This is a genomic window from Luteimicrobium album (genome assembly GCF_030161555.1).
GTDB lineage: Bacteria > Actinomycetota > Actinomycetes > Actinomycetales > Cellulomonadaceae > Luteimicrobium > Luteimicrobium album.
Window position 1 is genome coordinate 2,484,795 of sequence record NZ_BSUK01000001.1, and the last position, 12,601, is coordinate 2,497,395.

The window sequence follows — 12,601 nt, forward strand, 5'->3', positions numbered from 1 at the left end:
TCGGTTCCTCGATACGCCAGACTAGTGAGCCGTGGACGGCACGCGGTCAGGAGCGGCGCGGTTTCACCCGTACGGAGGCAGCAGTGACGCGTATCGAGAGCACGGCGGACGTCGACCCGAGCGCGAGGCTGGGACGTGACGTGCGGGTCTGGCACTTGGCGCAGATCCGTGAGGACGCCGTCGTGGGGGAGGAGACCACGGTCGGCCGTGGCGCGTACATCGGCCCCGGTGTCACGGTCGGGGCGCGCTGCAAGCTGCAGAACTACGCGCTGGTCTACGAGCCGGCGGTCCTGGAGGACGGCGTGTTCGTCGGGCCGGAGGTCGTGCTGACGAACGATCTCTACCCACGCGCCGTGAACGTCGACGGGAGCCTCAAGTCCGGGGACGACTGGCAGGCCGTCGGTGTCCGCATCAGGACGGGAGCCGCGATCGGTGCGCGCTCCGTGTGCGTCGCGCCGGTGACCGTCGGCCGCTGGGCCACCGTGGCGGCGGGCAGCGTGGTAATCCGCGACGTGCCCGACTTTGCGCTCGTCGCCGGTACGCCCGCGCGGAGGATCGGCTGGGTGGGACGTGCCGGTCAGCCGCTCAAGCCGCTCGCGGACGGCGGATGGGCCTGCCCGGCGACCGGAGAGCGGTACGTGGAGAAGGGGCAGGACTCGAGCTCGTCCCGGAGGTCGAGGGCAGTCCGTGGACAGCGTGACGAAGAACCGGCAGGACGCGGGGGTGCTGGCCGCGATGGTCGAGCGTGCCTACGGCGCGGCCGCCGTGCCTCGGTCCGTCGGTGGCCCTTCTGGCTGGTGCACGGAGCTGGGCAACGGCTGGTTCAACGTCGCTTACAGGATCCGGCTGCGGGACGGCCGGGACGTCGCGCTGAAGATCGCGCCGCCCTCGGACGTCGAGGTGCTCACGCATGAGCGGGACGCCATGGAGGTCGAGCTAGCGGCGATGGACGTCCTCAGGAGCCACGTGCCTGACCTGGTCCCCCGCATCGACCACGTCGACCGCACGCACGACCTGGCGAATGCCACCTGGTTCTTCATGGAGTTCGTCGAGGGCAGCGACCTCGGGGTGCTGAGCTCGCGACTCTCCTTCGGGGAGCGGGAGCGGCAGCTCGAGAACGTCGGCCGGCTCAACCGCCGGCTGAACGACATCCCGGGGGAGTCCTTCGGGCGGATCGTCGAGGCCACGAGCGGGTCCTGGCGGACGGTTTTCGTGACGATGGTGGAGGACGTCCTGTCCGACGGCGAACGACGCGCCGTCGACCTCGGGCTCCCCTACGACGTGGTGCGTGCGACCGTGGCGCGGCACGCCTCCGTCCTGGACGACGTGGTGACCCCGCGGTTCGTCGAGCGCGATCTCTGGGACTCGAACGTGATGGTCCGTGACGGTCGCATCGTCGCGCTGATCGACCACGAGCGGGCGATGTACGCCGACCCTCTGATGGAGTACGGCTTCATCGGGTCGCAGCTCCCAGCGTTCGGGCACTCGTCCGCGTTCCTGCGCGGCTACGGGACGAGCTCGCTGAGCAAAGGAGAGGCGCTGCGCGTCCGGCTGTACGGCCTGCACCTCGCCGTGACGATGGCCGTCGAGCCAGCCTACCGGGGGCACACGGACGCGCGACAGCACGAGTTCGCCGTCGGGCAGGTACGGGCCGCCGTGGATCTCCTGAACCGGGGAAGCCTCGCACGGTACGGCGCCGGGATCACCGAGGCCGCGCGGCGGGCACGCACGCGCGCGGGCGGCGTCGCGCGACGTCTCGGGGCGACGGCCGACTCCTGACTCAGCCGAGCGACACCGGGGGAAGGTGCTCGGGCGCCGGCACGCGCGGGATCGTCGGATCGTCCCGCCCGAACCGGTCGCCCACCCAGTGCCCCGCCCGCCACACCTGGTCGGCGAGGTCGGCCGGGCGGTGCACCCGCCGTGCCTTGTTCAGCGCTCGCCGGACGACGTGCTCCGTGGGCGGGGGTGCGTCGTCTGCCGCAGCAGGGGGCGCGGGCTCTCGTCGAATGCGGCGATGACCTCTGCGTAGCGGGCCTTCAGCAGCTTGTCCCCGGCACCGTACGTGTATGCCTGCCGGTAGATGGCGCGAAGACCCTCTCTCTTCCTGACGTGGACGACGGCCTCGGTCTCGCGGACGAGCGCGTGACCCGCCAGCTGCACCCGCCAGGACAGGTCGGTGTCCTCGTTCGTCGACAGCCGCTCCTCGAATCCGCCCAGGGCCTCGAACACATCCCGTCGGATCCCGAAGTTGTTGGACGAGACGGCAAGCAGGTCGAGGAACGGCTTGCGGTACACGCCGTCAGGCACCCAGCTCAGAGCGCCCCGGTGCCCGGCGTTCAGGCTGTCCCCCTCCAGCACGCCGGCGACGAGCGCCGCCTTGCCCAATCCCTCCCGCATCGCGCGCAGCCAGCCCGGCGCGACCACGTCGTCGGCGTCGCAGAACACGAGGAACGGTGCCGTCGTCCGCCGCGCGCCCTCGTTACGGGCTGCGCTGGGCCCGCGCCGCGCCGACGCGTCCAGCACGGTGAGGTGCTCGAGACGGTCCGCCCAGGAGCGCGCAACGTCGGCGGTCGCGTCGGTGGAGCCGTTGTCGCAGACCACGACCTGGAACGGGACACCGCAGTCCTGGGCGTGGAGCGCGGCGAGCTGGTCTCCGATGGTGGTCTCGGCGTCCCGGGCCGGGATGATGACGACGACGTCCGGCTCAGCCATCGAGCGCTCCCTGCAACGTCGCGAGCGCCAGGTCCCAGGACGCTTCGTGCGACTGCGCGTAGGCCGCGGCAGCGGCCTGGGCGCGGCTCAGCGCGGCGGGCGACTCCGCGAACCCTCGCAGCACTCCCGCGAGCTCGTCGACGTCCCCCGGGCGCACCAGGGTCGCTCCGGGCGCGGGGCCCGCGATCTCCGGGATCCCGCCGATACGCGACGCGACCACGGCCGCACCCGACGCCGCACCCTCCAGCACCGTGAGCGGGCAGGGATCCGGCCACGTCGACGGCACCACGGTCACGTCGGCCGCTCCCAGCCGCCGCGGTACGTCGGCTCGCGCTGTGAAGGGGACGAACCTGATCCGGTCCTCGGCGGGGGCCGCGACGCGTCGGAGGGACTTCTCGTAGGGGGTCAGCGGCGCGTTCGGGGCGAATCCGGCCCCACCGACGACGGTCAGCCGGATGTCGGGACGCCCGGTCCGGACCACGGCCTCGACGAGGACGTGGACCCCTTCTCCGGAATCACCCTGCCGATGAAGGCCACGTCGACGACGCCGTCGTCGACCCGCTCCGGCGCGGCGAACTGGTCGGCGTCGACGCCGTTGCGAACCACGGTGACGCGACTCCTGAGCCGGGGCGGGAGACGCTCGCTCAGCGCGTCGGCGAGGTAGTCGCTCACCGCGACGATCGCCGTGGCGCCGTCGAGCGCGCGGCTCGCCTCACGGCTGGTGTAGGTGCCGAGCAACTGGTTGTGGGCGTACAGCGCCGAGGCGTGCCCGGCTGCGTGGAGCAGTGGGACCGACTGGGGGAGGTTGTGGGCGAGGACGACCCCGTCGCCCTGCCCCGACGCCTCCACGGCCGGGCGGCTGCGCCGCCGCGCGGCGGGCCGGGTACCCAGAACGGCGCCGCAGACGGGGTCCACGTACCGCATCGCCTTCCCGGCGAGCCGCCCCGGGACGTGGTCGTCGTACTCGACGATCCGCGCGTCGTCGTAGCGCTCCGCGTAAGTGCCACGGGCGACCACGACGACGGGGGAGGCCTCCCCGACCGGTGTCGCGCTGCTCAGGCCGTGGACGACCGTGGGCACGGCGCTGCCCGTCAACGGTGAGTAGTGGTCGCCCGGCGTGATGAGGTGGGTCAGGCGCTGCGCCATGCGTGTCCCCACCTTTCGCGGCCGTCCGGATCAGCGTCGATCGTATCGACCGGCCATGCGGGTGAGATGGCTGGTGCCGGGGTGAAATGGCCGTGGCCGGGCCGTCGTCCGGGGAGTCTCCCCGATAATGGCGAGGTGCCGAACCTGACGAACCACGACCCCCGGCCTGCGGCCGCGGGCCTTCGGAGCGGCGCCCGCGCCCGCTCCCGGTTCCGAGGGCGCGCATGAGCCGGGCCGGGGAAAGGCCGTCGTCGTCAGCGGGCTCGGCAAATCCTACCGAGTCGGCCGCAAGGGCTACCGGCCCAACACCGCCGTCGAGGCCGCCGTCGAGCGTATGAGGCATCCGCTGCGCCGGACGCGGTTCGAGGAGTTCCGCGCCCTCGACGACGTCTCCTTCGACGTCCCCTGGGGTGAGGCGGTCGGCATCGTCGGACGCAACGGCGCCGGCAAGTCGACGCTCCTCAAGCTCCTGACCCGGATCACGGCTCCCACGCACGGGCGGATCGAGCTCGCAGGCCGGATCGGCAGCCTGCTCGAGGTGGGGACAGGGTTCCACCCGGAGCTCACGGGCCGGGAGAACATCTTCCTGTCCGGTTCCCTGCTGGGGATGAACCGCGTGGAGATCCGGCGCCAGTTCGACAGCATCGTCGAGTTCTCCGGGGTCGAGAAGTTCCTCGACACGCCCGTCAAGCGCTACTCGTCCGGGATGTACGTCCGGTTGGCGTTCGCGGTGGCTGCCCACCTCGAGACCGAGATCCTCGCGATCGACGAGGTTCTCGCGGTCGGGGACGCCGAGTTCCAGGCCAAGTCGCTCGCGAAGATGCGGGACGTCGCCAAGGACGGGCGCACCGTCCTCTACGTCAGCCACCAGATGCAGACCGTCACGGCGCTCTGCACGTCCGCGCTCTACCTCGAGCGGGGCCGCCTCTCCTACTACGGCCCCGTCGACGGCGCGCTCGAACGTTACCGGGCGAGCTTCTCCGCATTCGCGGCCGAGCAGACCGACGCGTCGCGGCGCGCGGGGACCGGCGAGCTTCGGGCGCGGTCCGTCCGGCTGGCGGAGGAGTCGTTCGAGCCCGCCGAGGACAAGATCCTCGAGATCGACATCGATGCGAACACGGCGATGATCGGCCAATACTTCGTGTCCGTCCACGTCAACGACGAGAACGGCGTCGTCGTCGTCCAGTGCGACTCCCGCAACGTCGGCGTGTGGCTCGATCCCGCCACGCCACAGTCCCTCACCCTCGCGATCCGGGACCTGTGGCTCAAACCCGGCCGCTACACGGTCGACGTCTTCGTCTGCAAGACCGGGGTTCTCGACTCGTGGGAGGGTGCGGCCGTGTTCGAGGTGCTCCCGGTCTCGCCGTACCCGGTCCTGGCTGGCGACGAGGCGCTGGCCTCCGGGCTCGTCCTGTCGGACTACTCCTACCAGGCTCGGCCCGCTGGCGGTGCCGCCGGGTGAACCGCGAGGATCTCGCGCTGAGCACCGGCGCCCGCCACGGAAGGTCGACCGCACGCGGGTCGGCCCGGGGAAGCGCACCGCGACGACGGTCATCACGCCGCCGGGCCGGTTCGCGTTGCCCCGCTGGGCCGAGCTGTGGGAGGCGCGCGAGGTCGCGTACCGGTTCGCGCAGCGTGACATCCTCCTCCGCTACCGCCAGACGGTCGTCGGCGTCGCCTGGGTGGTCCTCCAGCCGCTCGCGTCGGCTGGCATCTTCTCGATCGTGTTCGGCCAAGTCGCGAACCTGAGCTCCGACGGCGTCCCGTACTTCGTCTTCTCGTACATGGGCATGCTGGCGTGGAACCTCTTCAACAACGTGCTCGGTCGCAGCGCCCCGTCGATGGTCGCCAACCAGTCACTCGTGTCGAAGGTCTTCTTCCCGCGCATGATTGTGCCCCTAGCGAGCGCCGCGTCCGTGCTGCTGGACTTCCTCGTCGCCCTCGTGCTGGGCGTGGTGCTCCTGATCCTCTACGGGATCAACCCAGGCTGGCCCGTCCTGCTGGTCCCGGTCTGGGTGGTGCTGGTCGTCCTGCTGTCGATGGGTCTCGGCCTCGCGGCAGCCGCGCTCCAGGTGAAGTACCGCGACGTGGGCTACGTCCTTCCGTGGCTGACGCAGGTCCTCCTGTACGCGTCCCCGGTCGCCTACGCGGTCTCGGAGGTGCCGGAGAACCTGCGCGGCCTGTTCAACGCGAACCCGCTGACCTGGATGCTCGGCCTCTTCCGGTGGTCGCTCCTCGGGTTGGACCGGCCGCCCCTGTGGCAGATCGGCGCGTTCGCCGGTGCGGCGGTCGTCGTCTTCTACCTGGGTGCGCTGTTCTTCCAGTCGTGGGAGCGCAACTTTGCCGACGTGATCTAGCGGCGTCCCGCCCACGACGTCGCACGCCGCTCCAGCGCCCTCGGCGCGCGCCCGTAGCGCCTCGTGAGGTGCGCGACGACGCCCGACGCCACGACGGCGGTGCGCCGGGCGGACTCGCGGATCCCGGTCCCGCGGAGCTGCGACGGCAGCGGACGCACGACCCGGCGCCACAGCATCGCCCAACCCCGTGGTCCGTGCCCCCGCCACGTCCGCGCGAACAGCAGCAGGTTGCGGGTGTAGTAGAACGTCCCGAGGTAAGAGTGCTGACCGACGAATGACGCGGACACCCGGTGCCGCACGACGGCCCGCGGGTCCACCTGCAGGGAGAACCCGGCCGCGCGGGCGCGCAGCGACCAGTCCGAGTCCTCGAAGTTGAGGAAGTAGCGCTCGTCGAAGCCCCCGACCCGTCGCCACGCCGAGGAGCTCGCCGCGATGCAGCACCCGGCCAGGAGGTCGACCGGGTAGCAGCCCCCGGCGGCGTCCGCCGTCTCGGCGCGGTAGCGGGCCTCGTCGTACGGGGCGTGCCGCGGGAGCCCGTCGTGGGGGTCCAGCACCCCGCCGGCGAACCAGTCGCGGGTCGGATCTGCGAGGTAGACGACCCTCGGGCTCACCGCGACGGCATCCCGCATCGCGGCCGCGACCAGCCGGTCCATCGCGCCGGGCTCGACCACGGTGTCGTTGTTGAGGATCGTGATCGCGTCGAAGCCCTCGGCGAGCCCGCGGGCGACTCCGACGTTCATCCCGCCCGCGAAGCCGAGGTTCGCGCCCGTCTCGTGCGTGCGAACCTGCGGGAACCGTTCCTCGACGGCGGCGACCGTCCCGTCGCCCGACCCGTTGTCGACCACGAGCACGGTGTGCGCCGGCGAGCCGTCGACGAGCGAGGCGACGCAGCGGAGCGTGTCCTCCCGTCCTTCGAACGACAGCACCACGACGAGGCTCCTCCCGGCGAGGGCGTCGGCGTCGCGCCCGGAGGACCCGTCGAGGCGCGCCAGCACGACCGGTCGGTCAGGCATCGCCACGCCGCCGCAGCAGGCGCGGCCACAGTCCGCGCGCGAACGGATGGAAGTCGCGCAGCGCCCACCAGGTGAGCGGAGCCGGCCACCACACCGCCCAGAAGTAGCGGCGCTGCTTCGTGTCGTTCGCGTGCCCCCACGAGTGCACCTTGCGCCGGATGTCTGCGCTCGGGCGGCCCCAGGAGTTGTGGACGACGGCCTGCTCCGCGCTGAGCGTGGCCTCACGCAGCTCACCGGGCTCCGCCGGCCGGCCCACCTGCAGCGACCTGTCGCCGCCGGCGACCACGAGCCGCAGGAAGGGCCCGTCGGCGCGCCTGGCATCGACGAGGCGGGCGCCCGCGCGCACGACGAGCGGCCCTGGGTACTCGTGGTGCGGGCTGCCGTCCGTGCAGGCGACCTCGAAGACGTGACGCCGTGTGCGCCGGAACACGACACGCATGGGAACCTCGACGCCCACGACGCCGAGCTCCTCCGCGCGGTCGATCGCGGTCCGCAGGACCGTCGGGTCTGGGAGGAGCTCGTCGTTGTCGACCTGAAGGACCCAGTCGACCGACGGGGAGAGAGCGTCGACGGCGGCCTGCCGCTGCGCGGTGTCGGCAGCGAGCGGATCGTCCGGACGGGTCCACCGGCCCTCGACGATCCGGAGGAGCCCTCTCGTGTCGACGGCCCGGACGATCTCCAGGCAGCGCTCGACCTCGATCGGCGCACCGGTCCAGCCGCGGCCGTCGGTCGGTACGGGGACAACCAGCTCGTCGACCAGTCCGTAGTAGGCAGGGAGGGTTCGGTCGAGCCACGTCGCGTCGCCCGGCAGCACGTATGCGCCGATGCGTCTCGTCACAGGTCCTCCGTCGACGTCGACCGGCCGCGAGAGGGGTCGCGCGGCGGTATGGTCACGATCATCGCTTGTCACGCGCCCGAGGAGCAGTCTCCATGACCCTTCGCGACGAGGTGAAATCCTCGCTCCGGCCCCGTTGCTCGCGGCTGCGCGGTGGCGCCGGGAGGTATGGGGCGATTTACGGCTGCGGCTCCTGACGGACCTGGGGCGCGTGCCTTCCCACTCCGTCAGGAACTGGTTCTACCGGCGGGCGGGGATGGTGCTGCCGCCAACCTCGAGCATCCACTGGCGGGCAGAGTTCTACGCGCCCGAGCGCATCGTCGTCGGCGACCACTGCACGATCGGTGACAGCGTGTTCCTCGACGGTCGTTCCGGGCTCACGATCGGGGACTCGGTCAACCTCGGGAGCCACGTCACCATCTACACCCGGCAGCACGCGGTCGACTCCCCGGACTTCGCCGAGGTCGGCGCGCCGGTCGTGGTCGGCGACCACGCCTGGATCGCGAGCCACGCCATCGTGCTGCCCGGGGTGACCGTCGGCGAGGGCGCCGTCGTCGCGGCGGGTGCGGTCGTCACGAAGGACGTCGCGCCGTTCGCCATGGTCGCCGGCAATCCGGCGCGATTCGTCCGGGAACGCAGCCACGACCTGACGTACCGGCTGGGTTACGCGAAGCGCTTCGTCTGACCGGGGTGAAGTCTCCGTGCGGGTGCCGGAGACGGTGGGGGCAGACCGTATCTTGGGCGCGTGAGCGACATCGACACGGGTACCGGCAGCAGACTGTCCCGCGCCGTCGCGTTCTACCTGCCGCAGTTCCACCCGATCCCGGAGAACGACGTGTGGTGGGGTGCGGGGTTCACCGAGTGGACCAACGTCGCCCGCGCTCGCCGACTCTTCCCAGGCCACCATCAGCCGGACGTCCCCGCCGACCTCGGGTTCTACGACCTGCGCCTCCCCGAGGCGCGGCGGGCGCAGGCGGAGCTCGCCATGGAGTACGGCGTCGAGGCGTTCGCTTACTGGCACTACTGGTTCGGTGACGGTCGACGGATCCTGGAGCGCCCGTTCCAGGAGGTGCTCACGTCGGGGGAGCCGGGCATCTCCTTCTGCCTGGCGTGGGCGAACCAGACGTGGAGCGGGATCTGGCACGGGGACGCCGATCGCGTCCTCGTCGAACAGCGGTACCCCGGCGTGGACGACTACCGCGCCCACTTCGACGCGGTCCTCCCGGCGTTCCGAGACGAGCGCTACCTGCGGGTCGGCGGCCGGCCGGTCTTCTACGTGTTCCGGCCCGAGGAGTTGCCCGACGCCGCGGCGTTCGTCGACCTGTGGCAGGGCTGGGCGCGCGACGCGGGGCTCGAGGCGCTGTACCTGATCGCCGAGATGAGCGACCTCCTGGGCCGTGGCGTGCGTTACGACCGGGTCGAGGAGGACGGCTTCGACGCCGGCGTGTACATGCGCATGCCGGCGGACACGTCACCCGTGGCCCTGTACCGGATGCGGGCCTACCGCAAGCTGCGTGGCGGCCCGGAGATCTACCCGTACACGACCGACTGGACGTCGCAGAACCTGACCGGTCCCCATGTCCAGCCGTGCGTCTATCCAAACTGGGACAACACGCCCCGGTCGGGCCGGGGCGGCGTCGTGCTCCGCGGCGCGACGCCGGAAGCCTTTGGCGCGAACGTCCGACAGGCCGCCGAGAGCCTCGCCTCGCGGCCCGCGGACGAGCGGCTCCTGTGGGTCAAGTCGTGGAACGAGTGGGCCGAGGGCAACCACCTCGAGCCCGACCTCCGGTTCGGGCGCCGCTGGCTCGAGGCTCTCCGGGACGGTCTGCGTGGCTGACCCGACGACGCGTTCCCTGCGGATCGCGATGATCTCGTACTACCTCCCGAGCACCTCGAAGATGGGCATCGGCTACCAGGTCCATGCGCTCGCAACCGAGCTGACGCGCCGTGGCCACCACGTCGACGTCTTCAGCGATTGCCCACCCGTGGAGGGCGCCGTCTACCGGCACCGCCACATCGAGATGGCCGGCGTCGGGAGGACGTTCCGGTTCGCGCTCGCGCTCCGGCGCCTCGACTTCTCCGGGTACGACGTCATCCACGCGCACGGCGACGACTACTGGATGTGGCGTCGCCGGGTACCGCGGCACGTGCGCACGCTGCACGGGTCCTGCTTCGAGGAGGCCCGCACCATCAAGGGGCTCAAGGAGAAGGCGCGTATGGTGCTGCTCGGACTGTCCGAGGTGCTCGCGAGCCTCGTCGCCGACGGGACCGTCGTCGTCTCGCCTGCGACCCGGCGCTGGTACCCGTGGGTGCACGGCGTGATCCCGAACGGCGTCGACCTCACCCGCTTCGCCCCCGACGACGGCGCGCGCGCCGACCACCCGGTCGTCCTGTTCGTGGGCACCTGGGCCGGGCGGAAGCGCGGGGCCGAGCTCGCGACGCAGTTCCGTGACGTCGTCCGGCCGACCCTGCCTGAAGCTGAGCTCTGGATGGTCACGCGCGACGCGCCCCCGAACCCGGGGGACGGGGTACGCGTGCTCGGGGAGCTGTCGGACGCCGAGCTCGCCGACGTGTACCGACGCGCCTGGGTGTTCTGTCTGCCGTCCGACTACGAGGGCTTCGGCATCCCGTACGTCGAGGCAATGGCGAGCGGGGTACCGGTCGTCGCGACTCCGAACCCTGGCGCTCGATACGTGACCGACGAGGGGCGCGTGGGAGTGCTCGCCGAGCTCTCCGAGATCGGCCCGACCCTGCGCGGACTGCTCGGCGACCCCGGTGGGCTCGTAGAGCTCCGTCAGTCGGGACTCCAGCGCGCCGCAACGTTCGCCCTGACCACGGTCGTCGACGACTACGAGCGCCTCTACCAAGGCTGACGCAAGGCCGGCGGCATCGTCCGAACGAGTGTCGGGTGCGCGCACGGAGATTCACCCGGCCCATCGCGCGTCCTCGAGGCGGCAGGTCCGTACGCTTCGCGCGTGGAGCCGTCGTCGAGCAGTGGCACACCCGTGCGGGCATGGCGCGACCTCTCGGTCGCAGCATGGTCGGTGCTCCTCGCATGTATTGCGGTCCTGGTCGGGCTGTGGGGTGCCGGTCGCCCTTCCGCATGGACCGACGAGGTGGCGACCCTGGTGGCCGTCAGAAGGTCGATGCCGGTCCTGGTCGCGCTCCTCGGTCACATGGATCTGGTCCACGGCTTCTGGTACGTCGTCGTCCAGGCCTGGACGGCCACGTTCGGCGACAGCGTGGTTGCGGTCCGCATCCTGAGCGCGGTCTTCACGGGCTGCGCGACAGCCGGCGTGGTGGTTCTGGGGGCGGTGCTGGCCGGACGACGGCTGGCTGTCGCTTCAGGTTTCGCGATGCTGGTGCTCCCGGTGTCGACGGGCGCGGCGATCGAAGCCCGGTCCGAGGCGTTCGTGACTGCGCTCGCGACCTGGACCGCCGTGGCATTCGTGCTCGCGGTCCGGGAACGTAAGGCGTCGTGGTGGATCCTCTACGCATGTGGGATCGCGGCGACGGCCCTCGCCTTCGTGCAGTCCCTGACGCTGGTCGTGGCGCACGCCCTGGTCCTGCTCGCCGTCCGTCCGAGTGGTCAGGTCTGGCGTCGGTTCACGCTGACCGTCGGGTGCGCTCTCGCGGCGCTCGCGCCGTTCGTCGTCCTCGCCGAGCGGCAAAAGGGGCAGATCGGCTGGGTCGAGGCTCCCACGGCGTGGGACGTCGCGCGCACCCTCAGCGTGCACGAGTGGTTCGGTGGACAGGCACCGTTCGCCGCACCGGCCTGGCTTGCGATGGCCGCCGTCGTGCTGCTGCCGTGGGGGTTTCCCCTGGCGTGGCGGAGCTCTCCCGTTCCCCCGCGGTTCTGGCGCTCGCATGGGCCATCGTGCCCAACGTCCTGGTGCTGGCGGTGAGCCTCGCAGTGTCGCCGATGTTCGTACCTCGCTATCTCGCCTACACCGCGCCGGCCGTCGCCCTTCTCCTCGGAGCTTTCCTCGCGTCGATCGGTCTGCGCTGGGCAGTCGCGACCGGCGCCGTGCTGACCGTGCTGGGGGCATGGGCGGTCGCACAGGCATGGTCGGTCGGCGCGAAGGACAACAGCGACTGGTCCGCGGCGGCCGAGGTCGTGTCGACGCACGGAGCGACCTGCGATGCGGTGGTCTTCGTGCCCGACGACGGCTCAGCGCGGTCCCCGAGGCGAGCACGTGACGCCTACCCGTCCGACTTCGTCGGACTGGCCGACGTCGGGTTCGCGGTTCGGGGGAGCGAGCACGGCCAGCTGTTCGACGCGGGACGTCCTACGTCGCCGAGCGACGTCTCGCGCGGCGCGTGCACGGTCGGGCTCGTGTCCTTGCGAGAGACCACTCTCGATGCCGCGGTCACCGGCCTCGCCACCGAAGGATGGTCGTCGGTGGACGTCATCTGGAGCGGCCCGTCCACCGTCGTCCTCCGGCTCTCCGCGTCCGATTGGGCTCCGGTGCGTGCCTGTTCGTCCGCGTACTCTTGACGAGCAGCCCGCTCCGGTCGACGGATCGGGCCGTTCGTGT

The 12,601-nt window shown here is 71.4% G+C and carries 14 protein-coding genes and 1 pseudogene; 9 read left to right on the plus strand and 6 right to left on the minus strand.

Annotated elements, in window-relative coordinates; all coding sequences use genetic code 11:
- Positions 1-83: 83 nt before the first annotated feature.
- A pseudogene (locus QQK45_RS12835) lies at positions 84-644 on the plus strand (acyltransferase); the annotation flags it as partial.
- 52 nt (positions 645-696) lie between these two features.
- Positions 697-1,779, plus strand: coding sequence for a phosphotransferase family protein (locus tag QQK45_RS12840; RefSeq protein WP_284293584.1), 1,083 nt, complete (start codon positions 697-699; stop codon positions 1,777-1,779).
- Position 1,780: 1 nt separating this feature from the next.
- On the opposite strand, the gene QQK45_RS12845 is transcribed toward QQK45_RS12840, so the two are convergent.
- From QQK45_RS12845 to QQK45_RS12860, 4 genes are read right to left on the minus strand one after another with little or no spacing between them, the layout of a single operon-like run.
- A complete protein-coding gene (locus QQK45_RS12845; protein WP_284293585.1) occupies positions 1,781-1,915 on the minus strand; it encodes a hypothetical protein in 135 nt (44 codons plus the stop codon).
- A gap of 14 nt (positions 1,916-1,929) precedes the next feature.
- Positions 1,930-2,712, minus strand: coding sequence for a glycosyltransferase family 2 protein (locus QQK45_RS12850; protein WP_284293586.1), 783 nt, complete (start codon positions 2,710-2,712; stop codon positions 1,930-1,932).
- Positions 2,705-3,193 (minus strand): glycosyltransferase, encoded by a 489-nt coding sequence (locus tag QQK45_RS12855; RefSeq protein ID WP_284293587.1) that lies wholly within the window; start codon positions 3,191-3,193, stop codon positions 2,705-2,707. The genes QQK45_RS12850 and QQK45_RS12855 overlap by 8 nt, the downstream gene beginning before the upstream one ends.
- Entirely contained in the window at positions 3,160-3,858 is a 699-nt protein-coding gene (locus tag QQK45_RS12860) for a glycosyltransferase (protein ID WP_284293588.1), read from the minus strand. Before QQK45_RS12860 ends, QQK45_RS12855 begins: the two co-directional genes overlap by 34 nt.
- Before the next feature lie 334 nt (positions 3,859-4,192).
- Here QQK45_RS12860 and QQK45_RS12865 point away from each other — a divergent pair, with 334 nt between their 5' ends.
- Both QQK45_RS12865 and QQK45_RS12870 read left to right on the plus strand, forming a co-directional pair.
- On the plus strand, positions 4,193-5,320 hold the full coding sequence (locus tag QQK45_RS12865; RefSeq protein ID WP_284293589.1) for an ABC transporter ATP-binding protein: 1,128 nt from the start codon (positions 4,193-4,195) through the stop codon (positions 5,318-5,320).
- A 115-nt stretch (positions 5,321-5,435) separates the two neighbouring features.
- Complete coding sequence (locus QQK45_RS12870) at positions 5,436-6,215, plus strand: ABC transporter permease (protein WP_284293590.1); 780 nt, start codon at positions 5,436-5,438, stop codon at positions 6,213-6,215.
- On the opposite strand, the gene QQK45_RS12875 is transcribed toward QQK45_RS12870, so the two are convergent.
- Both QQK45_RS12875 and QQK45_RS12880 read right to left on the minus strand, forming a co-directional pair.
- Positions 6,212-7,228, minus strand: a complete 1,017-nt coding sequence (locus QQK45_RS12875; protein WP_284293592.1) for a glycosyltransferase family 2 protein — start codon at positions 7,226-7,228, stop codon at positions 6,212-6,214. The two genes, QQK45_RS12870 and QQK45_RS12875, sit on opposite strands and share 4 nt — an antisense overlap.
- Complete coding sequence (locus QQK45_RS12880; protein WP_284293593.1) at positions 7,221-8,066, minus strand: hypothetical protein; 846 nt, start codon at positions 8,064-8,066, stop codon at positions 7,221-7,223. The genes QQK45_RS12875 and QQK45_RS12880 overlap by 8 nt, the downstream gene beginning before the upstream one ends.
- Positions 8,067-8,274: 208 nt before the next feature.
- Here QQK45_RS12880 and QQK45_RS12885 point away from each other — a divergent pair, with 208 nt between their 5' ends.
- From QQK45_RS12885 to QQK45_RS12905, 5 genes are all read left to right on the plus strand, one after another.
- Positions 8,275-8,748, plus strand: a complete 474-nt coding sequence (locus QQK45_RS12885) for an acyltransferase (RefSeq protein WP_284293594.1) — start codon at positions 8,275-8,277, stop codon at positions 8,746-8,748.
- Between the two features lie 60 nt (positions 8,749-8,808).
- On the plus strand, positions 8,809-9,900 hold the full coding sequence (locus tag QQK45_RS12890; RefSeq protein WP_284293595.1) for a glycosyltransferase WbsX family protein: 1,092 nt from the start codon (positions 8,809-8,811) through the stop codon (positions 9,898-9,900).
- Positions 9,893-10,936, plus strand: a complete 1,044-nt coding sequence (locus tag QQK45_RS12895; protein ID WP_284293596.1) for a glycosyltransferase family 4 protein — start codon at positions 9,893-9,895, stop codon at positions 10,934-10,936. Before QQK45_RS12890 ends, QQK45_RS12895 begins: the two co-directional genes overlap by 8 nt.
- A gap of 102 nt (positions 10,937-11,038) precedes the next feature.
- A complete protein-coding gene (locus QQK45_RS12900) occupies positions 11,039-11,968 on the plus strand; it encodes a glycosyltransferase family 39 protein (RefSeq protein WP_284293597.1) in 930 nt (309 codons plus the stop codon).
- Positions 11,965-12,561, plus strand: coding sequence for a hypothetical protein (locus QQK45_RS12905; protein ID WP_284293598.1), 597 nt, complete (start codon positions 11,965-11,967; stop codon positions 12,559-12,561). Before QQK45_RS12900 ends, QQK45_RS12905 begins: the two co-directional genes overlap by 4 nt.
- Positions 12,562-12,601: the final 40 nt, after the last annotated feature.

What these genes read in the sequence shown, in the direction of transcription:
- QQK45_RS12850 (WP_284293586.1), bottom strand. Translation starts at nt 2,712, where the DNA reads ATGGCTGAGCCGGACGTCGTCGTCATCATCCCGGCCCGGGACGCCGAG.
- QQK45_RS12860 (WP_284293588.1), bottom strand. Translation starts at nt 3,858, where the DNA reads ATGGCGCAGCGCCTGACCCACCTCATCACGCCGGGCGACCACTACTCA.
- QQK45_RS12865 (WP_284293589.1), top strand. Translation starts at nt 4,193, where the DNA reads ATGAGGCATCCGCTGCGCCGGACGCGGTTCGAGGAGTTCCGCGCCCTC.
- QQK45_RS12875 (WP_284293592.1), bottom strand. Translation starts at nt 7,228, where the DNA reads ATGCCTGACCGACCGGTCGTGCTGGCGCGCCTCGACGGGTCCTCCGGG.